Origin of the sequence: Curtobacterium sp. NPDC087082 (assembly GCF_044745045.1) — a bacterium.
Lineage (GTDB): Bacteria > Actinomycetota > Actinomycetes > Actinomycetales > Microbacteriaceae > Curtobacterium.
The window spans coordinates 158850-182378 of the sequence record NZ_JBIUZN010000005.1; the positions used below are offsets into that span (position 1 = coordinate 158850).

General features: G+C 72.5%; 24 protein-coding genes and 1 tRNA gene. 16 read left to right on the top strand and 9 right to left on the bottom strand.

What is annotated here, in order from left to right; translation table 11 throughout:
- Window positions 1-11 precede the first annotated feature (11 nt).
- From ACIPEP_RS14290 to ACIPEP_RS14315, 6 genes are all read right to left on the bottom strand, one after another.
- Entirely contained in the window at window positions 12-1109 is a 1098-nt protein-coding gene (locus ACIPEP_RS14290) for a fatty acid desaturase family protein (protein WP_402717620.1), read from the bottom strand.
- An 88-nt stretch (window positions 1110-1197) separates the two neighbouring features.
- Window positions 1198-1911: an ANTAR domain-containing protein gene (locus ACIPEP_RS14295; protein ID WP_402717621.1), complete on the bottom strand. Its 714-nt coding sequence runs from the start codon at window positions 1909-1911 to the stop codon at window positions 1198-1200.
- A gap of 12 nt (window positions 1912-1923) precedes the next feature.
- Window positions 1924-2622 (bottom strand): GAF and ANTAR domain-containing protein, encoded by a 699-nt coding sequence (locus ACIPEP_RS14300; protein ID WP_402717622.1) that lies wholly within the window; start codon window positions 2620-2622, stop codon window positions 1924-1926.
- Window positions 2623-2709: 87 nt separating this feature from the next.
- Window positions 2710-3162: a hypothetical protein gene (locus ACIPEP_RS14305; RefSeq protein ID WP_261646693.1), complete on the bottom strand. Its 453-nt coding sequence runs from the start codon at window positions 3160-3162 to the stop codon at window positions 2710-2712.
- Between the two features lie 69 nt (window positions 3163-3231).
- Window positions 3232-3708: a DinB family protein gene (locus tag ACIPEP_RS14310; protein ID WP_402717623.1), complete on the bottom strand. Its 477-nt coding sequence runs from the start codon at window positions 3706-3708 to the stop codon at window positions 3232-3234.
- A gap of 3 nt (window positions 3709-3711) precedes the next feature.
- Window positions 3712-3921, bottom strand: coding sequence for a hypothetical protein (locus tag ACIPEP_RS14315; RefSeq protein WP_070418928.1), 210 nt, complete (start codon window positions 3919-3921; stop codon window positions 3712-3714).
- A gap of 42 nt (window positions 3922-3963) precedes the next feature.
- Here ACIPEP_RS14315 and ACIPEP_RS14320 point away from each other — a divergent pair.
- Window positions 3964-4035, top strand: a tRNA-Gly gene (locus tag ACIPEP_RS14320).
- Window positions 4036-4325: 290 nt separating this feature from the next.
- Here the strand turns inward: ACIPEP_RS14320 and ACIPEP_RS14325 are convergent.
- The 3 genes from ACIPEP_RS14325 to ACIPEP_RS14335 are packed head-to-tail and all read right to left on the bottom strand — an operon-like array spanning window position 4326 to window position 5952.
- Window positions 4326-4580: a DUF6510 family protein gene (locus ACIPEP_RS14325; RefSeq protein ID WP_402717624.1), complete on the bottom strand. Its 255-nt coding sequence runs from the start codon at window positions 4578-4580 to the stop codon at window positions 4326-4328.
- Complete coding sequence (locus ACIPEP_RS14330; RefSeq protein WP_402717625.1) at window positions 4577-5362, bottom strand: FAD-binding oxidoreductase; 786 nt, start codon at window positions 5360-5362, stop codon at window positions 4577-4579. The genes ACIPEP_RS14325 and ACIPEP_RS14330 overlap by 4 nt, the downstream gene beginning before the upstream one ends.
- Window positions 5359-5952 (bottom strand): molybdopterin-dependent oxidoreductase, encoded by a 594-nt coding sequence (locus tag ACIPEP_RS14335; RefSeq protein WP_070418930.1) that lies wholly within the window; start codon window positions 5950-5952, stop codon window positions 5359-5361. Before ACIPEP_RS14335 ends, ACIPEP_RS14330 begins: the two co-directional genes overlap by 4 nt.
- 256 nt (window positions 5953-6208) lie before the next feature.
- On the opposite strand from ACIPEP_RS14335, the gene ACIPEP_RS14340 reads away from it, so the two are divergent.
- From ACIPEP_RS14340 to ACIPEP_RS14410, 15 genes are all read left to right on the top strand, one after another.
- A complete protein-coding gene (locus ACIPEP_RS14340; protein ID WP_402717626.1) occupies window positions 6209-7810 on the top strand; it encodes an ABC transporter substrate-binding protein in 1602 nt (533 codons plus the stop codon).
- A complete protein-coding gene (locus ACIPEP_RS14345; protein ID WP_402717627.1) occupies window positions 7807-8841 on the top strand; it encodes an ABC transporter permease in 1035 nt (344 codons plus the stop codon). The genes ACIPEP_RS14340 and ACIPEP_RS14345 overlap by 4 nt, the downstream gene beginning before the upstream one ends.
- Complete coding sequence (locus ACIPEP_RS14350; RefSeq protein ID WP_071294646.1) at window positions 8838-9716, top strand: ABC transporter permease; 879 nt, start codon at window positions 8838-8840, stop codon at window positions 9714-9716. Before ACIPEP_RS14345 ends, ACIPEP_RS14350 begins: the two co-directional genes overlap by 4 nt.
- The gene (locus ACIPEP_RS14355; protein ID WP_402717628.1) at window positions 9713-11509 is read left to right on the top strand and encodes a dipeptide ABC transporter ATP-binding protein; all 1797 of its coding nucleotides are present in this window, start codon (window positions 9713-9715) and stop codon (window positions 11507-11509) included. The genes ACIPEP_RS14350 and ACIPEP_RS14355 overlap by 4 nt, the downstream gene beginning before the upstream one ends.
- On the top strand, window positions 11506-13545 hold the full coding sequence (locus tag ACIPEP_RS14360; protein ID WP_402717629.1) for a CocE/NonD family hydrolase: 2040 nt from the start codon (window positions 11506-11508) through the stop codon (window positions 13543-13545). The genes ACIPEP_RS14355 and ACIPEP_RS14360 overlap by 4 nt, the downstream gene beginning before the upstream one ends.
- A complete protein-coding gene (locus ACIPEP_RS14365) occupies window positions 13542-14195 on the top strand; it encodes a TetR/AcrR family transcriptional regulator (protein WP_402717630.1) in 654 nt (217 codons plus the stop codon). The genes ACIPEP_RS14360 and ACIPEP_RS14365 overlap by 4 nt, the downstream gene beginning before the upstream one ends.
- A gap of 29 nt (window positions 14196-14224) precedes the next feature.
- Window positions 14225-14638, top strand: coding sequence for an SIP domain-containing protein (locus ACIPEP_RS14370; RefSeq protein WP_402717631.1), 414 nt, complete (start codon window positions 14225-14227; stop codon window positions 14636-14638).
- Between the two features lie 109 nt (window positions 14639-14747).
- Window positions 14748-15245: a Dps family protein gene (locus ACIPEP_RS14375; RefSeq protein WP_070418937.1), complete on the top strand. Its 498-nt coding sequence runs from the start codon at window positions 14748-14750 to the stop codon at window positions 15243-15245.
- Window positions 15246-15647: 402 nt separating this feature from the next.
- The gene (locus ACIPEP_RS14380) at window positions 15648-16145 is read left to right on the top strand and encodes a GtrA family protein (protein WP_402717632.1); all 498 of its coding nucleotides are present in this window, start codon (window positions 15648-15650) and stop codon (window positions 16143-16145) included.
- Window positions 16142-17644 carry a glycosyltransferase gene (locus ACIPEP_RS14385; RefSeq protein WP_402717633.1) on the top strand — a complete coding sequence of 501 codons (1503 nt, stop codon included), beginning with the start codon at window positions 16142-16144 and terminating at the stop codon, window positions 17642-17644. Before ACIPEP_RS14380 ends, ACIPEP_RS14385 begins: the two co-directional genes overlap by 4 nt.
- Window positions 17641-19635 carry an ArnT family glycosyltransferase gene (locus tag ACIPEP_RS14390; protein ID WP_402717634.1) on the top strand — a complete coding sequence of 665 codons (1995 nt, stop codon included), beginning with the start codon at window positions 17641-17643 and terminating at the stop codon, window positions 19633-19635. Before ACIPEP_RS14385 ends, ACIPEP_RS14390 begins: the two co-directional genes overlap by 4 nt.
- Before the next feature lie 53 nt (window positions 19636-19688).
- Entirely contained in the window at window positions 19689-20510 is an 822-nt protein-coding gene (locus ACIPEP_RS14395) for a DUF4397 domain-containing protein (RefSeq protein ID WP_083295008.1), read from the top strand.
- 94 nt (window positions 20511-20604) lie between these two features.
- The gene (locus ACIPEP_RS14400) at window positions 20605-21756 is read left to right on the top strand and encodes a glycosyl hydrolase family 8 (RefSeq protein ID WP_402717635.1); all 1152 of its coding nucleotides are present in this window, start codon (window positions 20605-20607) and stop codon (window positions 21754-21756) included.
- Window positions 21757-21887: 131 nt separating this feature from the next.
- The gene (locus tag ACIPEP_RS14405) at window positions 21888-22535 is read left to right on the top strand and encodes a class F sortase (RefSeq protein WP_309778971.1); all 648 of its coding nucleotides are present in this window, start codon (window positions 21888-21890) and stop codon (window positions 22533-22535) included.
- A 45-nt stretch (window positions 22536-22580) separates the two neighbouring features.
- Window positions 22581-23375: a polyprenol monophosphomannose synthase gene (locus ACIPEP_RS14410; protein WP_071295927.1), complete on the top strand. Its 795-nt coding sequence runs from the start codon at window positions 22581-22583 to the stop codon at window positions 23373-23375.
- The last annotated feature ends 154 nt before the right edge of the window (window positions 23376-23529 follow it).

Below are 23529 nucleotides of genomic sequence, written 5' to 3' on the forward strand. Positions count from 1 at the left end.
ACCGCCGACGGTCACGGGGCCCGGAAGCGCTCGACCACCGGGCAGGCGAACGGATCGCTCGCCGCCAGGCCGACCTCGTTGAGGTACCGGACGACGATCACGTAGGAGTGCACGAGGGTGGTCTCGGTGTACGGCACCCCCTGCTCGTCGCAGTACCGGCGGACGAGGTCCCGCGCCGCACGGAGGTTCGGCCGGGCCATGCTCGGGAAGAGGTGGTGTTCGACCTGGTGGTTCAACCCGCCCATGAAGAACTCGACCCACCGCCCGCCGCTGATGTCGCGGGAGGTCAGCACCTGGCGGGAAAGGAAGTCGACCCGGCGTCCGGCCTCGATGATCGGCATGCCCTTGTGGTTCGGCGCGAACGCGATCCCCATGCAGAACCCGAACACCGCCAGCTGGACGCCGAGGAACGCGAACGCGATGCCGATCGGCAGGACCCAGAAGACCGCTCCGACGTAGAGCACGAAGCGTCCGGCGAAGACGGACCCCTCGGCCCAGCGGTGCTTGACGGCTCCGCGTCCCGTGTAGGTGCGGATCGACTGCCAGTGCAGGTTCGCGCCCTCGACGAGGAGCATCGGGAAGAACGCCCACCCCTGCACCCGGACCAGGACGTGCAGGAACCCGGTGCGGCTCCGCGCGTCCTCCGCCCGGAAGGAGATCGCGTCGAACGAGATGTCCGGGTCCTTGCCGACCGTGTTCGGGTTCGCGTGGTGCCGGGTGTGCTTGTTCATCCACCAGGCGTAGCTGATGCCGGTCAGGAACGTGCCGACGTACCGTGCGGCACGGTCGTTCCAGTCGTGACTGGCGAAGACCTGCCGGTGTGCGGCCTCGTGCGAGAGGAAGGCGAACTGGGTGAAGAGCAGTCCGAGCACCCCCGCGACGACGAGCTGCCACCACGAGCCGCCGAGCACGGCGAACGCGGTGCCCGTGGCGACGAGCAGCGCCGTGAGGACGGCGACGAGCCCCCAGTACCAGCCGGTCCGACGACCGAGGAGTCCGGCGGTGCGGACCTGGGCGAGCAGCGCGGTGTAGGTCGACGTCGTGTCGGGGCGGCCGTCGCGCGGTGTGGTCTTCCGGTAGCTGACCGGTGCGGTCGTGTCGTCGACCATGGTGTCCTCCTGGGTGCAGCGGTGACGCTGTAACCGGGGACCGGGGCTACGTGCTGTCCTGCACGGTACGCGGAGCGACCTGCGCGGCTCAGGGGATGACGAGTCGCCGCTCCACGACCGCGCGCGCGACGTCGGCGAGCAGCTCCTGGTTGGACCGCGCGTGGGTGCGCAGCTTCGCGAAGGCCTGATCCATGTCGATCCGGTGGGTCTGGGCGAGGAAGCCCTTCGCCTGCTCGATGACGATCCGGCTGTCGAGCGCGCGCTGGAGCTGCTGCTGCGCCAGGTTGGCGTGTTCGAGCGACCGCTGCTGCAGGATGCTGATCGTGGCCACGTCCGTGAGCGCCTGGGCGGCGAGGGCGTCGTCGCGGTTCAGGGCGCCCTCGCTCTCGCGGAACAGGTTGAGCGACCCGAGCGTGGTGTCGCGGAGGCGCATCGGGATGGCGTGGACCGAGGCGTAGCCGGACTCGGCCGAGGCCGCGGCGAACGTCGGCCACCGGCGTTCCATCTCGGCGTGGTCGCGTACCGACACCGGGCGCCCGGTGGCGAAGCACTCCACGCAGGGGCCCTCGCCGGCGTCGAGCTGCAGGAGTCCGAGGAAGCTCGACCGGTCGCTCGTGGACGCGAGGACCTCGAGCTCCTGCGACTGGTTGACGAGCAGGATGCCGGCGGCGGACGCGTCGAAGATGTCGACGACGCTGTCGACGAGGTTCTGCAGGAGTTCGACCACGTCGTAGTCGTCCACGAGGATGTCGGTCAGCGCGACGAAGGTGTCGACGAGTCGGTGCTCGCGGGTCGGTGCCATGGTGCGTGCTCCCTAGGTCTCGGAACCGTACGGCCGGGCGAGGTCGAGTCGGCGTTCGATGATGTCCGCGGCGACGTCGCGGACGGTGCGTTCGGTGGCGTACGCGTGGGCCTGCAGGACGAGCAGGGCGTCCTGGACGCTGACGCCGAGCTGGGCTGCGACCATGCCGGTGGCCTGGTGCACCTCCCGCCTCGAGTATCGTCCGGGTTCCATGTCCGCGCGCCCGTCGGCGGCAGCGGCGAGCAGGGCGTCCCGGAGGACACGCCGCGCGGCGACCGTGCTCAGCTCGATCGCCCCCTGGACCTGCCCGCGGGTCAGGGTCCGTTCCTCGCCGACCGTGAGGTCGACGGCGCCGACGGGGATCGTGCCGATGCGCATCGGGAAGGAGAAGAGCGCACCGACCCCGGCCCGGAGGAGTTCCTCGAGTGCGACGGGCCAGGTCGCGGTCGTCGTGGCGGTGAGATCGGCCTCGAGGACCGGACGCCGGGTCTCGAGCGCCTGCCAGCACGGTCCCTCGCCGAGGTCGAGTTGGATCTCGTCCACGCGCTCCGCCATCGCGTCACTCGCGCACACCGTCACCGAACCCAACGGATCGCCGAGCGTCGAGATCCCGACGCTCGTCACGGGGAGGGTGGCGAGGAAGGGCGGGCACAGGTCGGTACCCTCCGGCGCGGCCTGCATGGCGGCCGCTGCAGCAGCGAAGTGATCCATGGGTGACACCGTTCTCGGTCGTCCGCCGTCGTGCGATCCGTCGCACGGTCCATCCGGCCGTCGATGCATTGTCCGTTTCCCGAGACCCTAGTGCACCCGTGCTGCCTCCGGGACGAAGCGGATGCGTTCCGCTGCCCGTGTCACGTCCTGCGCCCGGGCCGTCCGGTCGTCGAAGTCGGCCCGTGCGGCGTCCCGCGCGACCTCCTTCTCGGCCAGCGACGCGCGACTGACGGTGTCGACGATCGTCGCCACGGCGGTGGCGAGGCCGCGTTCGAGCTGCCCGAGGTTCGTGTGCCCGATCACCAGGCGGCGGTCCTGGACGTCGAGTGTCACGTCGGGGTACCCGGCGGCGGCGAGCCGGGCGTGTCCGTCGGCACCGCGCAGCGCCGTGGTCTCGGTGGCGTCTGGTCGACGGTTGAACACGGCCGGGACGTCGTAGTACTTCGCTGCCGCGGGGCTGCCGAGTTCGCTGGGGAGGCCGGAGGCCACCACGCTCGTGAGTGCGAGGGGTGTCGTGGCCGCCTCGGATGGGTTCGTCATGGGGTCTCCCTCGGCGGTTCCCCAGGGTGGCCGAGGGGTTCCGCGGTCCACCCTGGTGACACCGTGCCGTCAGTGTGGGGCCACCCGATGTGCACGCTCCCAGCCGGCGTGGAGGTCGCGGAGCAGCGCGACCTCGGCGGCGTGGTGCACCAGCTCGTCGACGACGTGCAGGACGAACGAGAGCCGACTGTCGGCGCCGTACGGACCCGCGACCGGACCGAGGGGCTCGGACGCCGAGTCGCCGAGGCCACGGGCCAGCGCGGCGAAGCGGGCGGCGGCGTCGCGGACGGCGGCGACTGCCGCATCCGCCGACGCCGCGAGGACGGGTGTCGCCTCGCCGGACGGTCCGGCGCCGAGGAACTCCCGGTTGCGCGGTTCGTCGAGCGTCTCGGCGATGTGGTCGAGCCGCCAGCGGATCGACACGCGCGGTTCGTCCCCGATCGGCTCCCAGGACCACTCGTCGTCCGTCAGGCCCGCGACGCGGTCCAGGAGGCGCGTGGTGGCGTACTCGAAGAGGGCGACGACGTCCTCCAGAGCGGTGGTCACTGCTCAGCCGACCGGCCGGTAGATCGCGATCGGGGGCGCCTGGTCGTCACCGTCGTCGTGGCTCTCGCCGGAGGACAGCCAGGTCCGACCCTCGTGCTCGATCGTCGTCGGCAGGTCGCCGTGCACGAGGATCCGCGCCGCTGGTTCGTCGCCGTCGACGAGGTCCACACCGTGGGCCTCGGTACCGCCGGGGTTGTCGTGCACGTAGCTCATGGTGTGATCGAACTCCCTCGGCCTGGTAGTGTTCTCGTGTACGCGGATGTGGCGCAGTGGTAGCGCATCACCTTGCCAAGGTGAGGGTCGCGAGTTCGAATCTCGTCATCCGCTCGGAACTGCGAAGGCCCCGGTCACTCGACCGGGGCCTTCGTCGTCCGGGCTGGTGGCCCGATCCGGTCCGTGGGGCGCAGGCTTCGGGTGCCCGCGCCCCTCGGACGCGCGGGCCACCGTGCCCACTCGAGCGCCGGCGGATGGGTGGTCCGGTCGGCGCCCATCCGGTGATCCGGAGCGGCGCCCCGTCCGGATGGGTCGGACCCCGGACCGTGCGGTTTCCCGCACGGATCCCGCATCACCTCGCACGTGCTCGGCGTGTCGCTCGTACTCCGCCCGGATGGGCGTCCTCAGTCGGCGTCGAGCGCGACCCGTGCACCAGGGATGCCGACCCACGGTCCGCCCGGAGCATCGACGACCGTGACGAGCACGTCGTCGCAGTGCGGGCACCGCGCGACGAAGCCCATCGGGCTGGCGTGCACCCGGGTGCCCGCGAGCGCCCCGACCGTCCTGCACCCCGAGCACCGGAGCGCGGCCACCGTGGGGTCCGAGCCGAGGAACCCGATGAGCACCCCGGCCAACGCGTTGCCGTCGAACACGGTCATGCGCTGCCTCCGAACCGCTCGGCGCGGACGTCGGTCGTGTCGTGCCCGAGCTCGCCGAGCCACGTCAGCACCTGTTCGACGAACGGCGTCGATCCGCAGACGTAGACGAGGGCGCCGGCGTCCGGCGGGAACACCGCTGCTGCCAGGGCGTCCCGGGTGAGTCGGCCGGCCGGGACCGCGGCACCGTCCGGGGCACGGCGGCTGTACACGACGGTGGTGTCGACCCCGGCGGCCTCGGCACGTGCGAGCTCGGTGCGGAAGAACACGTCCTCCGGCGTGCGCACGGCGTAGAGGAGCCGGAAGGGGGCGGCGTCACCGGCGTCGGCGTGCGCGCCGGCGACGGCAGCGAGCGGGACGATCCCCGAGCCGCCGGCGATGAGCTGCACGGGCCGCTCCGACACGCCCGGGCGCCAGACGAACCACCCGCCGAGCGGTCCGTGCACCTCGAGTGCGTCCCCGACCTCGACGGCGTCAACCAGGAAGGGCGAGACCTCGCCGTCCTCGACCCGGTCGACCGCGAGCACGACCGAGGTCGTCGCGCCGGACGAGGCGATCGAGTAGGAGCGTGACGCCTGGTAGCCGTCCTCGGCGGTGAGGCGCAGGTCGAGGTGCTGGCCCGGGTCGTTGCCCGGCCACGTCGGGACGTCCAGGACGATCCGCCTGGCGTTCGGGGTCTCGGGGGAGACGGCGGCGACCGTCGCGGCGTGCCAGGCCGGCCGCCGCCGGAGGGCAGCCGACGTCGGCGGGGTGATCCGTTCCTCCAGGCCCTCCACCGCGCTCACCAGTACCGCTCTTCCTTCCACGGGTCGCCGTGCAGGTTGTAGCCCGCGTTCTCCCAGAAGCCGGGTTCGTCGTCGGACTGCATGACGATGCCGCGCACCCACTTCGCGCTCTTCCAGAAGTACAGGTGGGGGACCAGCAGGCGTGCGGGCCCGCCGTGCTCGGGCGTGAGCGGTTCGCCGTCGGCCTCGAACGCGATCCACGCCTGCCCGTCGAGGAGCTCGTCGAGCGGCACGTTCGTCGTGTAGCCGCCGAAGCTGTGCACCATGCAGTAGTCCAGGGAGGTCTCGACGTCGGCGAACAGCCGGTCGAGCGGGACACCGCGCCACGGCATGTCCAGCTTCGTCCAGTGCGTCACGCAGTGGATGTCGACGGTGACGTCCTCGACGCCGAGCGCCTGCACCTCGTCCCAGGTCCAGCTGTGCAGGCCGGACTCGGTGCGGATCGAGAAGCTCCAGTCGGACGGTTCGATCTCGGGGGTGGCGCCGGCCGACAGCACGGGCCAGTCGCGGACGAGTGTCTGGCCCGGTGGGATGCGCGGGTCGTCGCGGTCGTCACGGCGACCGCCGAAGCCTCGGGTGAACGTCGCCATCGGTGCTCCTCGGTCGCGTGTCCGGCGACCACGCGGGCGCCGCTCTGGTCGATCATCCCGCCTCGCGCAGGCGCTCGTGTAACGGGTTGGTAAACGTTCCCGTACCTCGGGTGCGGCTGCGGGAGACCGCTCGATCGCGGTCACCGTGCGGATCGGGGCCCCGTGAGGGCGACCGGCGTCCGTCTCGTCGGGCTTGGCCGGGGACGATCCGCCCTCTATCGTTCACCGGAACGATTACCAGGAGGGGTCACCCCGAATGCAGCCCATCGTCCCCGAACCCCGGAACGCCCGCGGCCCGAGCCGTCGTGCGCTCCTCACCGGCGCCGCCGGACTCGCCGGCCTCGGCCTGCTGACGCTCACCGGGTGCAGCTCCGGCGCCTCGGCCGGCACCACCGACCTTCCCGAGGCCGCCGCCACCGGCGCCGCCCGGAGCGGCGGTCGACTCCGGATCGCCCGACCCGCCGCGTCGGCCGCCGAGACCCTCGACTCCGCGAGCTCCCTGTCCGCGTACGAGTACCTCGGCGCGCTCTACAACCGGCTCGTCAAGCTCGACCAGCAGGGCCGGACCGTGCCCGACCTCGCCGAGGAGTGGTCGGCGAACCAGGACGGCACGGAGTGGACCTTCCGCCTCCGCCGGGGCGTGCGCTTCCACGACGGGTCGCGCTTCTCGGCCGACGACGCGATCGCGAGCATCCGGCACATCCTCGACGAGAAGACCGGCAGCCCGCAGGCCGGGGTGCTCGGCGAGGTGATGGACGCCCGCTCGATGACCGCCGTCGACCCGTACACGCTGCGGTTCGCCCTCACGAAACCGAACGCGGAGTTCCCGTCGCTGCTCACCGCGTACCAGTGCTACATCGTGCCGGCCGGGGCGATCGCCGACATCGGCCGGACGGGCATCGGCACCGGGCCGTTCCGCCTGTCGTCCTTCACCCCGGCGGGTGCCGGCAGCGTCGAGGCGTTCGACGACCACTTCGCCGGCCGCCCCGCGTTGGACGGCATCGACTTCTACTCGATCCAGGACACCACCGCCCGGGTGAACGCCCTGCTCGCGGGGCAGATCGACCTCATCTCGCAGACGAACCTCGACTTCGCGACGGCTCGGGTCGTCGCCGCCTCCGATCGTGCGACCATCGCCCGCTCGAAGAACGCGCAGTGGTACACGATCCCGATGCTCGCCACCTCCGAGGAGTTCCGCGACCCGCGGGTCCGCCAGGCGATGAAGCTCGCCTACGACCCGCGCACGATCGTCGACACCGCCCTGCAGGGCACCGGGTCGCCGGGCTGGGACAACCCCGTGCCGCCGCAGCTCGCCGCCTTCGTGGACGACCACCGCGAGTACGACCCCGACAAGGCGAAGGCGCTGCTCAAGGCCGCCGGTCGGTCGGACCTCCGCGCGTCGATCTACACGTCGAGCTACGAGTCGGTCTTCACCCCGATGGCCGTCGCCTACCGCGACGCCGTCGCGGACGCGGGCATCCGCCTGACGGTGAAGAACGCCAGCTCGGACTCGTACTACACGCAGATCTGGATGCAGAAGCCGCTCATGGTGAGCTACTGGTTCACCGGCCGTCCGATCGACCAGCTGCTCAACCAGATCTTCCGGTCCGGTTCGTCGTACAACGAGAGCGCGTGGTCGAACGAGCGGTTCGACGGGCTGCTCGACGACGCCCGCGCCGAGATGGACGACGCGAAGCGACTGACCCTGTACCAGGACGCCCAGCGGCTCGTGGTCGAGGACGGCGCGGACATGACCCCGATGTTCGGCGACCGCCTGGTCGGGCTGTCCCGCGACGTCGTGAACTACTCGGAGTACGGCTTCGAGTTCGACTACCTCCGGATCGGACTGCGACGATGACGACGACCACGAACAAGCCGTCGGACGTCCTCGTCCCCGTCCTCCGTCGGCTCGGCATCGCCGTGCTCACGGTGGTGCTCGCCTCGCTGTTCGTGTTCCTCGCCGTGCAGGCGCTGCCCGGCGACGTCGCGCAGCAGCTGCTCGGGCAGAACGCCACACCCGACGCCGTCAAGCAGCTCCGGGAGTCGCTCGGCCTCGACCAGAACGTCTGGCTCCGGTACCTGCAGTGGCTCGCCGGAGCGGTGCACGGCGACTTCGGCACCTCGCTCGTCAGCGGGGAGCCGGTCGCCCCGACGCTGTTCACGGCGTTCCGCAACAGCATGCTCATCGCCGTCCCCGCGATGGTCGTGGGCGTCACGCTGTCCCTCGCGCTCGGCGTCATCGCCGGGGTCCGCCGCGGCCGTGCGTCCGACCGGGTGATCTCGATCGTCAGCCTCGTCGTGATGAGCGTGCCGGAGTTCATGGTCGCCACCGTGCTCGTGCTGCTCTTCGCGATCGGGCTGCCGCTCTTCCCCGCCGTCGTCCTGCGCGGCAGCGACGCCACGGTCGGCGAGCTCCTGCCGACGATCTGGCTGCCGATCATCGTGCTGACCCTGGCGATGGCCGCGTACATCGTCCGGACCGCCCGTTCCTCGACGATCGACGTGATGGCGTCGGAGTTCGTGACCACCGCGGAGCTGAAGGGCCTGACGATGCGCCGGGTCGTCTGGAAGCACGCGGTCCCGAGCGCGCTCCTGCCGACGCTCAACGTCGTCGCGCTCAACGTGGCCTGGCTGCTCGGTGGGGTGGTCGTCGTCGAGAACGTCTTCAACTACCCGGGCATGGGCAAGCTCATGCTCGAGTCCGTCTTCAACCGCGACCTGCCGACGATCGAGGCGATCGCGCTCCTCAGCGCCCTCGTCTACGTCGTGTGCAACCTCGCGGCCGACCTCGTCGCGCTGGTGCTCGACCCGAAGCTCCGAACACGACAGCGACGGGCGCGCACCCGGAGTCACGCCGGCACACGCCCCACCCGGAAGGCAGCAGCATGACCGCCATCGCCCCGCGTTCCCGGAACGTCATCGGCGCAGCCGTCGCCCCCTTGCGCAGCTCCACCGCGCTGGCCATCGGCCTCGGCCTGATCGCGCTGCACCTCGTGCTCGCCGTCCTCGCCCCGGTCATCGCCGGCCACGACCCGGTCGCGACGAACTCCGCCGACGTGCTCGCCGGCCCGACGTGGACGCACTGGCTCGGCACCGACCAGTACGGCCGCGACATCCTGTCCCGGACGCTCAACGGCGGCCGCTACGCCCTGCTCGTGACCTTCCTGGCGACGACGATCGCCGTGGCGGTCGGCACCGTCCTCGGCTGCGTCACGGCGTACGCCGACAACTGGTTCGACGAGGTCGTCATGCGGATCGTGGACGCCCTGCTCAGCGTGCCGTCGATCCTCGCGCTCCTCGTCGTCGTCACCGTGTTCGACGCCGGGCTCTGGGTGATCGTCCTCGCCGTGACGATCGTCTACGCGCCCGCCGTGACCCGGGTGGTGCGCGGCGCGGCCCGGACGGTGATCACGCAGGACTACGTCACGGCCGCGCGCGCCCGGGGCGAACGCTCCCTGTCCATCGTGTTCCGCGAGATCCTGCCGAACGTCCTCGACGTGGTCCTCGTCGAGTACGCGATGCGCGCCTCCTGGATCGTGCTGCTCGTGGCGTCGCTGTCGTTCCTCGGCTTCGGTGCGAACCCGCCGACACCGGACTGGGGGCTCATGGTCCAGGAGAACCGGACCGCCCTCACGGTCGTGCCCCTCGGCACGCTCGCGCCCATCGTGGCGCTCGCGACCCTGGTGGTCGGCCTCAACCTCGCGGCCGACGGGCTGAGCAAGTCGCTCGGTGTCGACCGCGCGACGAAGGGAGTCAGCGCGTGAGCATCGTCCAGGTCGACCGCCTCGCGATCTCGTACGCCGCCGGCAAGCGCTCCGTACCGGTCGTCCGCGGCGTCTCGTTCGCCATCGAGGCGGGCCGGACCCTCGGGCTCGTCGGCGAGTCCGGCAGCGGCAAGTCCACCGTCGCCCGCACCCTGCTCGCGCACCTCCGGACCGGCTCGCGCATCGAGCACGGCACGGTGCACGTCGACGGCGAGGACGTCTTCGCCCTCTCGCCGGCCGGCCGACGGGCGCTCCGTGGCGGCACCGCGTCGGTGGTCGCGCAGAACGCCGGACAGGCACTCACGCCGTCGATGCGCGTCGGCGAGCAGATCCGCGAGGCCCTCCGCGCCCACGGCGAACCCGACGGCCCCGAGCGCGTGCTCGAGCTCGTCCGGCTCGTGCGGCTGCCGTCGCCGGAGACGATCGTCCGCCGGTACCCGCACCAGCTCTCCGGCGGGCAGCAGCAGCGCGTCGCGATCGCGATGGCCGTGGCCGCGCGCCCCCGCGTGCTGGTCCTCGACGAGCCCACCACCGCCCTCGACGTGGTCACGCAGGCCGCCGTGCTCGACCTCGTCGCCGACCTCGGCCGCGAGCTCGGCATGGCCGTCCTGCTCGTCAGCCACGACCTCGGCGTCGTGTCCGCGATGGCCGACGAGATCGCCGTGATGCGCGACGGCGAGGTCGTCGAGCACGCCGAGACGGCGGCGCTCTTCGCTGCCCCGCAGCACGAGTACACGCGTGCCCTGCTGGCCGCGGTGCCGGACGGGCGCCGGCCAGGAGGAACGGAGCACGTGCCCGAGACGGCGACCGTCTCGTCCACGGTCGCCTCCAGGGCCGGCTGGACCGTTGGTCTCCCCACCGGCACGGCCGGCCCGCCGCTGGCGCGTCGCGCCGGAACCGGCGGCGTGGGCCCCGAACCGCTCGTCCGTCCCGTGGTGACCGCCGAGGACCTGGTGATCCGCTACGGACGCGGCCTGCCGGCCGCCGTCGACGGCGTCTCGTTCACGATCGCGCCGCGCGAGACGCTCGCCGTCGTGGGGGAGTCCGGCAGCGGCAAGTCGACGCTCGCGACGGCCCTGGCCGGCCTGGTCCCGGCCGAGTCGGGCACGTTCTCGTTCGACGACGGGACCGTGAGCGGGGACCTGCGCGAGCCGATCGCCGGACGGTCCCCGGGCCTCCGTCGTGCGGTGCAGCTCGTGTTCCAGAACGCCGACACCTCGCTGAACCCCCGCCGGACCGTCGGGGCCGCCATCGCGCGGCCGCTGAAGCTGTTCACCGGTTCCTCGTCGCGCGAGCGGGTCGGGGAACTGCTCTCCCAGGTCGGCCTCGGGCCGGAGTTCGCGGACCGGCTGCCGGCGCAGCTCTCCGGCGGGCAGCGGCAGCGTGTCGGGATCGCCCGGGCACTCGCCGCCGAGCCGCGCCTGGTCATCGCCGACGAGATCACGACCGCGCTCGACGTGCAGGTGCAGGCGGGGATCCTCGCGCTGCTCGCCGACCTGCAGCGCGAGCGCGGGCTGAGTTGCCTGTTCATCAGCCACGACCTCGCGGTGGTGCGGGGTGTGGCCGATCGCGTCGCCGTGATGACCGGCGGGCGCATCGTCGAGATCGGCCCGACCGAAGCCGTGTTCGGCGGCCCGAACCACCCGTACACGGCGACGCTCCTCGCGGCGACGCTCGAACCCGGCAGCACCGAGCTGCCCGACGTCGGCGACGGCGTGCCGCGGTGGCGCGAGGCTCCGGGGTGGACCGACCGCGGCGACGGACACCTGACCCGGAACTGGGAGGACGCATGACCGGCTTCACCGCACTCGGGGTGGACCCGGCCCTGCCCGACGGCGTGACCGTCCGCGACGAGTGGATCCCGATGCCCGACGGCGTCCGGTTGCACACGAGGATCTGGTCCCCGGCGGCACCCGACGGCCCCGTGCCGGTCCTGCTCGAGTACCTGCCCTACCGGCTCGACGACTGGACCGCGCCGCGGGACTCCGAGCGGCACCCCTGGTACGCGCAGCACGGGTACGCGTCGGTGCGGGTGGACATCCGCGGAACCGGCTCGTCGGACGGGTTCTTCGACGACGAGTACAGCGAGCAGGAACTCCGCGACGGCGAGGCCGTGATCGCGTGGCTCGCCGCACAGGAGTGGTCGACGGGCGCCGTCGGGATGTTCGGCATCTCGTGGGGCGGGTTCAACGCGCTGCAGCTCGCGGCCCGGGCACCGGCGGCCCTCAAGGCGATCGTGACGGTGTGCTCGACCGACGACCGGTACGACAACGACGTGCACTACGTCGGCGGTGCGGTGCTCGGGATCGACATGGCGGCGTGGGGTGCGACGATGTTCGCGTTCAACTCGCGGCCGCCGCGGCCCGAGGTGGTCGGGTCCGGCTGGGTCGACCGGTGGCGTGACCGCCTCGATGCGAACCGCCCGATGACGCCCGTGTGGCTGTCCCACCAGGAGCGCGACGACTACTGGCGGCACGGCAGCGCCGCGGAGGAGTACGAGACCATCGGCGCCGCGGTCCTCGCGGTCGGCGGCTGGGCCGACCCGTACCGCGACGCCGTGCTCCGGCTCGTGGCCAACGTGGACGCCCCGGTCAAGGGGATCGTCGGACCGTGGTCGCACCAGTACCCCGACCGGGGGCTCGCACCCGGGCCGTCGATCGGCTTCCTGCAGGAGACCCTGCGGTGGTGGGACCGCTGGCTGCGCGGGGTCGACACCGGCGTCGAGCAGGAGCCCGCACTCCGGGCCTGGATCAACGACGGCGAGCCGCCGGCGACGTACTACGAGACGCGCCGCGGCCGGTGGGTCGGTGCCGAGGCCTGGCCGTCGTCCGCCACCGTGTCCCGCACGGTTCCCCTCGCCGGGTTCCGCGGCGGCGCGGACGGCGCGGTCGTCGTCCGGTCGCCGCAGCACACCGGTGCCGATGCCGGACGCTTCTTCCCGTTCGGCAACGCCACCGACCTGCCGCCGGACCAACGCGCCGAGGACGGCCGCTCGGTCTGCTTCGACCTGCCGCTCGACGAGCCGGTCGACGTGCTCGGCACCGTCCTCGTCCACCTCGCCGTGACGAGCGACCAGCCGCGGGCCACCGTGACCGTGCGCCTGTGCGACGTCGCGCCGGACGGGTCGTCGACCCTCGTGACCCGGGGTGTGCTGAACGCCGCGAAGCGAGGCGGGATGGACCGGGACGACCTGCTCGAGCCCGGCGCCGCGGCGTCGCTGCCCGTCCGGCTCGTGTCGACCGGTCACCGGTTCGCCGCGGGACACCGGCTCCGGATCGCCGTGTCGACGTCGTACTGGCCGTGGGTCTGGCCGCACGGCGTCGCACCGACCGTCACGATCGACCCCGCCGGCTCGCACGTCGAGCTCCCGGTCTGGACACGCGCCACCGACGACGGCGTGCGGTTCGAGCAGCCGGAGCGCTCCGAGCCGCTCGCGATCGAACGGGTCGCGCCGACCGAGGTCCTGCCGCAGCGCACCGTCACGCACGACGTCGAGTCGGGGGAGTGGACGCTCGACGTCGACCCCGGGTACGGCGGCGGACGCGTGTACCCGGACGGACTCGTCTTCACCGAGGACGCCCGCGAGACCTACCGCATCCGGTCCGACGACCCCACCAGCGCCAGCGCGACGTCCCGCTGGTCGATCGGCCTGGCGAAGCCGGAGTGGGCCGCGCGGCTCGAGACCGCCTCCGAGGTCACCGCGGACGCGGACGCCTTCCACGTCCGGAACACCGTGCGTGCCTGGGCCCGGGACGGTGGTCCCGACGTCGCCGAGGTGCTCGTCGCCGAGCACACGTTCGTCGACGAGGTGCCGAGGACCTCGGCGTGAGCGGGCCGGAGCAGACACGGGTCCGGCAGCGTCCCGAGGTCCGGCGGGCGATGATCGTCGAGGCGGCACGTGCCGTGATCGTCCGGAACGGCGTCGGCGCGACCGGCCTGCGGGACATCGCCGCCGAGGCGGACGTCTCGGTCGGGACCGTCACGTACCACTTCGGCAGCGTCGCGGAGATCCTCAACGAGGTCGTCGTGCTCGAGACGGAACGCTTCTACGGGGCGATCGTCGCCGCGGTCGACGCGGAGCCGGACCCCGTCGCCGGCATCCGCATGCTCGTGGAACCGCTCTTCGGGGACACCGAGCAGGTGCGGCAGCACTGGCGGATCTGGTCGGACTACTGGACGGCGGTCGTGCGGCGGCCCGAGGTCGCTGCGGAGTACGCCGAGCGGATCCGCGTGTGGGAGGCCTGCCTGGTCCGGGTCGTCCGTCGGGGCGTCGAGGCGGGGGAGTTCACGCCCGCGGAGTCGCCCGAGGTCGTGGCGCTCAAGCTCGCGGCGTACAGCGACGGGGTGGCGACGCAGATCGCGCAGGGGGTGCCGGACCTGACCAACACGGTCGCCCTGTCCTGGATGTGGACCTTCCTCGCCCACGAACTCGGTGTGGCACCTGCGCGTATCGGGGGAACCGCCGCGACGCCCTTGTGATGAGGTAAGGCTTGCCTTACCGTTGTCGCATGGCACGGACCCGGCGACAGCCCAGCGAACGCATCCTCATCGCCGGCAGTGTCGACGACCTCCCCGAGATGGCCCGCATGCTCGAGGACCTGCCCGAGAACGCCTACGGCCAGGTCTTCGTCGAGGCAGCCCTCGCCGAGCAGGTCCGCACGCTCCCGGCGCCCCCGCGCGTCACGGTGACGTGGCTGCTCCGGAGCGCCCGGACGTCCGCGGTGTCACCCCTCGTCTTCGCGGACCACGGCGAGGCCCTCGCGCACGCCGTCACCGGATGGGCGGCCGAGTGGTGCGTCGCCGACTGCGAACCGCGCACGAGCGTCTGGATCGGCTGCGCCGACAGCCCCTGGGTCGAGCGCGCCCGCTCCGTCGTGCAGATCGAACTGGCCGACGCCGGCTTCGACACCCTCGTCGGCTGACCGGGTGAGGTCAGCCTTCGCTTCCTTGCGGCATACAAGAGAAGCGGGCACTGTTGTCACCATCGGATCCACCCCACTCGGGTGGGACCACGAGGCAGGAGGAAACGACATGACCAACACCACCAGCACCACGCCCACCACGTCCCCGTTCTCGACGACGCCGGAGCTCGCCGCTGGGGTGGCGCAGTTCCTCGCCCCCGTCGTGATCGACCTCGAGGCGCTCGTCGTCAACGGCAAGCAGGCGCACTGGCACGTCCGCGGCCGCAACTTCGTCGGCGTGCACGAGCTCCTCGACACCATCGTCGAACACGCCCAGGAGTGGGCCGACCTCGCCGCGGAGCGCATCGTCGCCCTCGGCCTCCCGGTCGACTCCCGAATCGCCACGGTCGCCGCGAACACCACGATCCCGCCGCTGTCCGAGGGCTTCCAGAACTCCGACGTGACCATCACCGAGGTCATCGCCGAGATCGACGCCGCGCTGCTGCAGGTCCGCCGCGCCGTCGAGGGCCTCGACGAGGTCGACCTCAACAGCCAGGACGTCGTCATCGAGATCGAGCGCGGCCTGACCAAGGACCGCTGGTTCCTGCAGGCGCACCTCGCCGCGTAGACGCGACCGACTTCCGACGGGAGGCGGGGGGGCCCCGGGCCCCCCCCCCCCCCGCCCGCGGGCCCCCCCGGCCCCCCCGCCGACGGCCCGGCGCCCCCGCGGCGCGGCGCGCAGGGGCGCCCCGGGCGCCGGCCCCCGGCCCCCCCCGGGGCGGGCGCGCGGCCCCCCCCCCCCCCGGGGGGCCCCCCCGGGGGGCCCCCCCCCCCCCCCCCCCCGGGGGGGGGGGGGCCCCGGGGCCCCCCCCGCCTCCAGTCCGTCGTGGGGGCGCGTCCACCGCGACCCGCATGTGAACAGCGGGTGTCGCGAAACTGGCAGAACCATCCGTAAGTCTGTACCCCACCCAAACCGCCTCGAGAAGCCCCCCGAATCGGGGGCATGACCCGAACCGATACCCCCGTTGTGGTGCCATCCGCACCCGGCGCGGTACCCGTCCCTCCGCGCGCGGCCGTCGCGCGCCTGGTGGTGCTCGCGCGGCAACTCGTCTCCTTCGGCAGCATCGGCGCCGTCTGCTTCGTCATCGACCTCGGCGTCTACAACCTCCTCCGCGCGACCGTGATGCCCGACGGGCCCATCGCCGCGAAGATCGTCTCCGCCGTCGTCTCCACGGCCGTGGCCTGGATCGGCAACCGGTTCATCACGTTCCGGGCCGAACGGCAGACCGGCCGCCGAGAGACCCTCCGCGAGGGGCTCCTGTTCGCGGTCACCAACCTCATCGGGCTCGGCATCGCCGCCGCGTGCCTCTTCGTCTCGCACTACGTCCTCGGTTTCACCTCCACCCTCGCCGACAACGTCGCCGGCAACGGGGTGGGTCTCGTGCTCGGCACCGCGTTCCGGTTCGCCGCGTACAAGGCCCTCGTCTTCCGTTCCACCGACGCTCACGCGAAGGAGCTCGCCGAATGACCATCTCCGCCACGCTGTGGACGGCCGCAGGGCCGCTGCTCCAGCCGAACGAGGGGACGGCTCCGTCGAGCGTCCCGAACCGCGGCACGACCGACGTCCCGACAGGAGGCTCGGGTCAGCTCCCGCAGGCCGCCTGGTCGGTCGGCGAGTGGGTCGGGTACTCGGCCCTCATCGCGATCTCCGTGCTGCTCACGATCATCGCGCTCACCACGCTGTGGTGGATGCTGCACGCCTGGCGCTCGCGCGACGCGCTCAAGTCCACGAGCTTCAGCCAGACCCCGCGCCCGGCGGCGCACCGGTTCACGCTGCTGGTCCCCGGCCGCCACGAGCAGGACGTCATGGGGGAGACGCTCGACATGCTCGCGAAGCAGGACCACCCGGACTTCGAGATCATCGCGATCGTCGGCGAGGACGACCCCGAGACGGACGCCGTCGTGCGTGCCGCTGCGGCCCGGCACCCCGGGCTCATCACGGTCGTCGTCGACGACACCGCGCCGAAGAACAAGCCGAAGGCGATGAACCTCGCGCTCCAGTACGCGACGGGCGACATCGTCGGCGTGTTCGACGCCGAGGACGAGGTCTACCCGCGACTGCTCTCCCTGGTCGACTCGCGCTTCCAGGAGACCCACGCCGACGTCGTGCAGGGCGGCGTGCAGCTGATGAACTTCAGGTCGAGCTGGTGGTCGCTCCGGAACGTGCTCGAGTACTACTTCTGGTTCCGCTCGCGCCTCCACTTCCACGCCGGGTCGAAGTTCATCCCGCTCGGCGGCAACACCGTCTTCGTGACGAAGGAACGCCTGGACTGGTCGAACGGCTGGGACGCGCACTGCCTCGCCGAGGACTGCGAGCTGGGCGTCCGGCTCTCCGCCGACGGCGCCAAGGTCGTCGTCGCCTACAGCCCCGAGGCCGTCACCCGCGAGGAGACCCCGCCCACCTTCGCCTCCCTGCTCAAGCAGCGGACCCGGTGGAACCAGGGTTTCCTGCAGGTGCTCGGCAAGGGGGAGTGGAAGAAGCTCCCGTCGTTCCGCCAGCGGTTCTTCGCCCGCTACATGCTGACGATGCCGTTCATCCAGGCGGCCACCGGGCTGCTCATCCCGCTCAGCGTCCTGATGATCCTGTTCGTCAAGGTGCCGACGGCGATCGCCCTCGTGTCGTTCGTGCCCGTCGCCCCGACGCTCATGCTGCTCGCCGTCGAGGTCGTCGGCCTCAACGAGTTCGGGCGGCTCTACAAGGAGAAGGTCCGGATCCGCGACTACGTGAAGCTCGTGCTCGGCCTCGTGCCGTACCAGATCTTCCTCGCCGCGGCGGCGGTCCGGGCCGTGGTCCGGCACGCCAAGGGGCAGAACGGGTGGGAGAAGACCGAGCACACCGGGCAGCACCGCACGGCCGGACAGTCGGCCGAGGTCGTCGGCTTCGCGAACGCCGTGACCACCGACCGGGCGGACGACCGCTCGGACGACCGTGAACTCGTCGCGTCGACCACCGGAGGGACCCGATGACCGCCAGCATCACCGACACCACCGGCATCCCGATCCGGGGCGCCGTCGCCCGCCAGCGCTCCGGCGTCGGCGCCTGGTTCCGCCGGCACGCCGCGAGCCTCGGCTGGCTCCTCCCCGTCCTCGCGGTGACCGTCGTCGTGCAGTCGTGGAACATGTCCGGCACGCCCCAGCGGATCGACGACGAGGGCACGTACACCGCCCAGGCCTGGGCGATCACGCACCTCGGCGAGATCACCCACTACACGTACTGGTACGACCACCCGCCGCTGGGCTGGATCCAGATCGCCGGGTACACCTCGCTGACCGGGGCGTTCGCGCGCTATCCGTTCGCCGTCGAGGCCGGGCGCGAGGCGATGGTGTTCTTCGCCGCCGTGTCGAGCATCCTGCTGTTCGTCCTCGCCCGCCGACTCGGTGCCGGCCGTGCCACCGCGGCGGTCGCGGGCCTCGTGTTCGCGCTGTCGCCCCTGGCCCTGCAGTACCACCGCACGGTCTACATCGACAACGTCGCGACGCCGTGGCTCCTCGCCGCGTTCGTCCTCGTGCTCAGCCGTCGCCAGCAGCTCGCCGGCTTCGCGGGTGCCGCTGCATGCCTCGGCATCGCGGTGCTCTCGAAGGAGACGTACCTGCTCGCCCTGCCGTTCCTGATCTGGATCGCGGTGCGCCGGGCCGACCGGAGCACCCGCCGGTACACGCTCAGCGTCGCCGGGGCCGTGCTCGCCGTGATCGGCGGCGGCTACCTGCTGCTCGCCGCGGTGAAGGGCGAGCTCCTGCCCGGCACCGGTCGGGTCAGCCTCTTCGAGGGCATCACCTACCAGCTCGGTTCCCGGGCGGCCAGCGGATCGGTCTTCGACGCGGGGAGCCTCGCGAACGAAGCCGCCGCGCAGTGGTGGGCGCTCGACCCGGTGTTCATCGTGCTCGGCTCGGCCGCAGCGTTCGTCGGGCTGTTCCTCCGCCGGGTGCGCCCGATCGCGGCGATGCTCGTGTTCCTGCTGCTCATGATGTTCCGCCCGAACGGGTACCTGCCCGTGCCGTACGTGATCATGCTCATCCCGTTCGCCGCGCTCCTCGTCGCCTACACCGCCGAACGTGCCGTCCTCACCGTGCTCGGCCGCCTGCGCGGAACCTCGGGGACCGATGCGCGGGCCGTCGTCCGCCGGGGCCTCGGCACCACGTGGGCGGTCGTGACGTCCGCGGCGCTCCTCGTCGCACTCCCGCTCTGGGGGACGCAGCTGCGCGGGTTCGTGCTCGGCAACCTCGACCTGCCGATGCAGCAGGCCGAGCAGTGGGTCGGCGACAACGTCCCGAAGTCCTCGCGGCTGCTCGTGGACGACGCCATGTGGGTCGACCTCGTGCAGGACGGCTTCGCCCGGAACAACGTCATCTGGTACTACAAGCTCGACACCGACGCCGCGGTCGAACGCCAGTCGCCGAACGGCTGGAAGGACTCGGACTACGTCGTCACGACGGACTCCATGCGCACCGGCGGCAACTCGTCGTCGGACATCCGCCAGGCGATCGAGAACTCGACGACCGTCGCCGCGTTCGGCACCGGGAACCAGCGGGTCGACGTCCGACGCATCCACGCCGAGGGGTCGACGGCCGCCGAGGCCGCCATCACCCGCGCGACCGACCTCCGGAAGACGATGGGGACCGAGCTCGCCTCGAACCCGGCGCTCTTCGCCGACGAGGGCACCAAGTCGCAGTTCCGCGCCGGGCAGGTGGACTCGCGGGCGATGATCGCGCTCGGGCAGGTCCTCGCCGACGGGTTCGTCGAGGTCGACCGGTTCACGCCGGTGTCCGGCGAGACCGGGCAGCCCTTCCGGCGGGTCGTCCTGCAGGCCCCGGGCAACGCCGAGGCGTCCCGCGTCGAGGCCACCCTCGACGCCATGGCCAGCGGGTTCCGACCCGACTCGGTCGAGCGGGACGGGTCGCGCCTGACCGTCGTCTACGCCCCCGCCGACCCGACCACGACCGCGACGAGCGCCTCGTGACCGCCGCCGCACCCACGCACCAGACCCGAACCACGACCAGAAGGAGCACCACCATGCCCGCACCTCGTCGCACCCTCCTCGTCGGCGCCCTCGCCACGAGCCTCGTCGCCGCAGCCGTCGGCCTCGCGCCGCAAGCAGCGACCGCCGCCACACCCGCCGCCACCTCGAGCGACCAGGGCTGGCTCCGCGTCGGCCACCTCTCCCCGGACACGAAGGGCGTCGACGTCGAGCTGTCGAGCCTGGCCGGCGGCAAGACGGTCTTCGAGCTCGACGACGTCACCTACGGCCAGGTCAGCCCGTACCAGGAGCTCCCGGTCGGCACCTACGTCCTGTCGATGCGCGCCGCCGACGCCCCCGACTCGACCCCGGTGATCTCCACCGACGTCACGGTCGACAAGGGCGACGCGAGCACCGTCGTCGCCTACGGCAAGAACTCGGGGCTCAAGACGACCGCGTTCACCGACGACCTCCAGCAGCCCGGCGACGGCAAGGCGAAGCTCCGGCTCGTGCAGGCCGCGACCACCGCGAAGTCGGTCGACGTGAGCACCTCCGAGGGGACCGCCGTCGCCGAGGACGCCGCCTTCGGCACCGCCACGAAGTACGCCACCGTCGACGCCGGCAAGTGGACGCTCGACGTCTCGGGCAGCGGGCAGCGGGGCACGGCGAAGGTCGACCTCGCGGGCAACACCGTTTCGACGCTGTTCGTGCTCGACGACAGCAAGGGCGACCTCACGGTCGTGCCCGTCACGGACGCGGCAGCCACGGCGTCCACGCCGTCCGGCGGGGTGCAGACCGGTGGTGGCGGCGCGGCCGCCGACCCGGTCGAGCAGGCCACCCACGAGCTGATCGCGACGCTCCGCTCGCTGTTCCGCTGACGCCTGGCCGGAGGCGCGGATCACCCCAGCGGATCCGCCCGCGTGATCCGCGCCTCCAGGCCCCACCCCGCACCCAGTCAGGAAGGCAGGCCGCATGACCCGCAGGACCTGGATCCCCGTGACCGCCGCAGCCGCGGTGCTCGTCGCGCTCGGCATCGCGCTCGTCGCGGTGCGCCCGTGGGGCGCCCCGCAGCCGGAAGGCGGAGGTGCGTCGACCCCGACGTCCTCGGCGGCGCCGGAGGCAGTGCGCTCGCCGGAGCAGCTGCGGACGGACTTCCTCGACCGGTACGTGCAGGACGGCCGCGTCGTCCGCACCGACCAGGGCGGCGACACCGTCAGCGAGGGGCAGGCCTACGGGCTCCTGATCGCCTACGCGAACGGCGACCGTGATCGCTTCGGCGAGATCTGGACGTGGACGAAGCGACACCTGCTCACCGACGACCACCTGCTCGCGTGGCGGTGGACGCCCGACGACGGCGTCGCCGACGGGCAGTCTGCGAGCGACGCCGACCTCGACGCCGCCAGGGCACTCGTGCTCGCCGGGTCCTCGTGGGACGAGTCCCGGTACACCACGGCGGGGAAGACCATGGCGTCCGCGATCCTCGAGCACGAGACCGCCACGACCGAGCTCGGCACGATCCTGCTGCCCGGGCCGTGGGCCGACTCCGAGCCGTACCGGTACGACGCCTCGTACGCGTCGCCGGCGGCGTACGACGTGCTGGCGAAGGCGACCGGCGACGATCGCTGGGAGGCGCTCGGCTCCGGGTCGCGAGCGGTCACGCGGGCCGTGCTCGCCGGGTCCGACCTGCCGAGTGACTGGTCCCAGGTGCACGCCGACGGCACGGTCGACCCGATGCCCGCGACCGGCGGGGACGACCGGGTGCTGTACGGGTACGACGCGATGCGGCTGCCGCTCCGGTACGCCGAGGCCTGCGCCGCGCAGGACCGGTCCCTGGCCGGGTCGATCGCGCCGACGCTCCGGCGGCAGACGCAGTTGGCGGCACAGCTCGACCTCGGCGGCACGGCCGTGACGGGCGACACGAACGCGCTGGCGTACGTGGCGCGGGCCGCGGCGGAGCAGGCCTCCGGGCAGTCGGCAGCGGCGGCGACGGACCTGCGCCGGGCAGACCGGACTGCTGCGACGACGCCGACGTACTACGGGGACGCGTGGGCGGCGCTCGGCGCGACGATGCTCACGTCCGACGTGCTCGGCGGGTGCGCGACGCGTGCCGGGGGTGCCTCGTGAGCGGGCGGCGGCGGGCCGGGGCGCGCGGGGACGCGCCCGAGACTCGGCGGGGCGGACGAGTTCGCGCTGCCGGAGGCCGCGGTGTGTCCGGCGAGCCGAGACTCGGCGCGCGCGGACCGCGGCGGCGCGGCGTGCTCGTCGGGGCCGTCGTGGCCGGGGTGCTCGTCGTGGGCGGGGTCACCGGCGTCGCGGTCGCTGCCACCAACGGGACCGGGGGACCGACGGTGGCCGGGTCGGCCTCGCCGACCGCCGGATCGTCGGGCACTGCGGCACCCGCGGCCGGGAGCGCGACCGACGGCTTCCAGGACCCGGCAGCCCCCGCCGCCCGGTCCGACGCCACCCCGGTCCGCGTGACCATCCCCGCCATCGGGGTGTCCTCGTCGCTCGAGGACCTCCACCGCGGCGCCGCCGGCGAACTCGACCCGCCGAAGGACTGGGACAGCGCCGGGTGGTTCAGCGACGGCATCGTCCCGGGTGAGGTCGGCCCCGCCGTCATCGCCGGGCACGTCGACAGCCCCACCGCCGCAGCCGTCTTCTTCCGGCTCGACGAACTGGTCCCCGGTGACGAGGTCCACGTCGCCATGTCCGACGGCTCCACCCGCACCTTCACGGTGGACCGGTCCGAACGGGCGGCGAAGTCGGCGTTCCCCACGAGCGACGTCTACGGCACCGCCCCCACACCCCAGCTGCGCCTCATCACGTGTGACGGCACGTTCGACACGGCCACAGGTCATTACACGGACAATCTGATCGTGTTCGCAGACCTCTCGTCGGACTGACGCAGCGACCGGCCGATATCTTCGATGTCAAGCGCAAGGAGCACCATGAGCACGACACTGGTCATCATCCCGACCTACGACGAGGCGGAGAACGTCCGCCCCATCGTCGAGCGCACCCTGGCGGCCACCGACGCCGACGTGCACGTGCTCGTCGTGGACGACAACTCCCCGGACGGCACCGGCGACATCGCCGACCAGATCGCGCGTGAGACCGACCGGGTGCACGTGATGCACCGCACCGTGAAGGACGGCCTCGGCGGTGCGTACCTCGCCGGGTTCGCCTGGGGCCTCGAGCACGGGTACGACAAGCTCGTCGAGATGGACGCGGACGGCTCGCACCACCCCGAGTACCTGCCCTGGATGATCGAGCTCGCCGACACGAACGACCTCGTCCTCGGCTCGCGCTGGATCAAGGGCGGCGCCGTGGAGAACTGGCCCTGGTACCGCGAGCTCCTCTCCCGCGGCGGCAACCTCTACACGCGCCTCGCGCTCGGCATCGCGGTGCGTGACGCGACCGGCGGGTTCCGGGTGTTCACCTCGCGGGCGTTCGAGCGCATCGACCTCGCCGGCGTGGCCTCGAAGGGCTACTGCTTCCAGGTCGACCTCTGCTGGCGCGCGCTCGAGGCTGGTCTGCGCGTCGTCGAGACCCCGATCACGTTCACCGAGCGGGAGTTCGGCGTCTCGAAGATGAGCGGCAACATCGTCCGCGAGAGCCTCACCCTCGTCACGAAGTGGGGCATCGACCGGCGCATCCGCGAGGCCCGGTCCCTCGTCAAGGACCACCGCCGACTCCCGTCGGTGCGGGCGAACGCGCACGCGGTCGCCGACCACGCGGCCTGACGGGCTGCTGACGGGCTTCCTGGAGGCGCGGGGGCGGCGGGGCCCCCCCCCCCCGGCCCGCGGGGGGGGGGGGGGGGGGCGCCCCCCCCGCGGGCCCAAAAACGCCCCCGCCCCCCCCGGGGGCGGGCCGGTTAGCCCCCCCCGCCGGCCCCCC

Coding starts and splice junctions, on each gene's coding strand:
- ACIPEP_RS14290 (WP_402717620.1), bottom strand. CDS start 1,109: ATGGTCGACGACACGACCGCACCGGTCAGCTACCGGAAGACCACACCG.
- ACIPEP_RS14295 (WP_402717621.1), bottom strand. CDS start 1,911: ATGGCACCGACCCGCGAGCACCGACTCGTCGACACCTTCGTCGCGCTG.
- ACIPEP_RS14300 (WP_402717622.1), bottom strand. CDS start 2,622: ATGGATCACTTCGCTGCTGCAGCGGCCGCCATGCAGGCCGCGCCGGAG.
- ACIPEP_RS14305 (WP_261646693.1), bottom strand. CDS start 3,162: ATGACGAACCCATCCGAGGCGGCCACGACACCCCTCGCACTCACGAGC.
- ACIPEP_RS14315 (WP_070418928.1), bottom strand. CDS start 3,921: ATGAGCTACGTGCACGACAACCCCGGCGGTACCGAGGCCCACGGTGTG.
- ACIPEP_RS14325 (WP_402717624.1), bottom strand. CDS start 4,580: ATGACCGTGTTCGACGGCAACGCGTTGGCCGGGGTGCTCATCGGGTTC.
- ACIPEP_RS14335 (WP_070418930.1), bottom strand. CDS start 5,952: ATGGCGACGTTCACCCGAGGCTTCGGCGGTCGCCGTGACGACCGCGAC.
- ACIPEP_RS14340 (WP_402717626.1), top strand. CDS start 6,209: ATGCAGCCCATCGTCCCCGAACCCCGGAACGCCCGCGGCCCGAGCCGT.
- ACIPEP_RS14345 (WP_402717627.1), top strand. CDS start 7,807: ATGACGACGACCACGAACAAGCCGTCGGACGTCCTCGTCCCCGTCCTC.
- ACIPEP_RS14350 (WP_071294646.1), top strand. CDS start 8,838: ATGACCGCCATCGCCCCGCGTTCCCGGAACGTCATCGGCGCAGCCGTC.
- ACIPEP_RS14360 (WP_402717629.1), top strand. CDS start 11,506: ATGACCGGCTTCACCGCACTCGGGGTGGACCCGGCCCTGCCCGACGGC.
- ACIPEP_RS14370 (WP_402717631.1), top strand. CDS start 14,225: ATGGCACGGACCCGGCGACAGCCCAGCGAACGCATCCTCATCGCCGGC.
- ACIPEP_RS14375 (WP_070418937.1), top strand. CDS start 14,748: ATGACCAACACCACCAGCACCACGCCCACCACGTCCCCGTTCTCGACG.
- ACIPEP_RS14385 (WP_402717633.1), top strand. CDS start 16,142: ATGACCATCTCCGCCACGCTGTGGACGGCCGCAGGGCCGCTGCTCCAG.
- ACIPEP_RS14390 (WP_402717634.1), top strand. CDS start 17,641: ATGACCGCCAGCATCACCGACACCACCGGCATCCCGATCCGGGGCGCC.
- ACIPEP_RS14395 (WP_083295008.1), top strand. CDS start 19,689: ATGCCCGCACCTCGTCGCACCCTCCTCGTCGGCGCCCTCGCCACGAGC.
- ACIPEP_RS14400 (WP_402717635.1), top strand. CDS start 20,605: ATGACCCGCAGGACCTGGATCCCCGTGACCGCCGCAGCCGCGGTGCTC.
- ACIPEP_RS14410 (WP_071295927.1), top strand. CDS start 22,581: ATGAGCACGACACTGGTCATCATCCCGACCTACGACGAGGCGGAGAAC.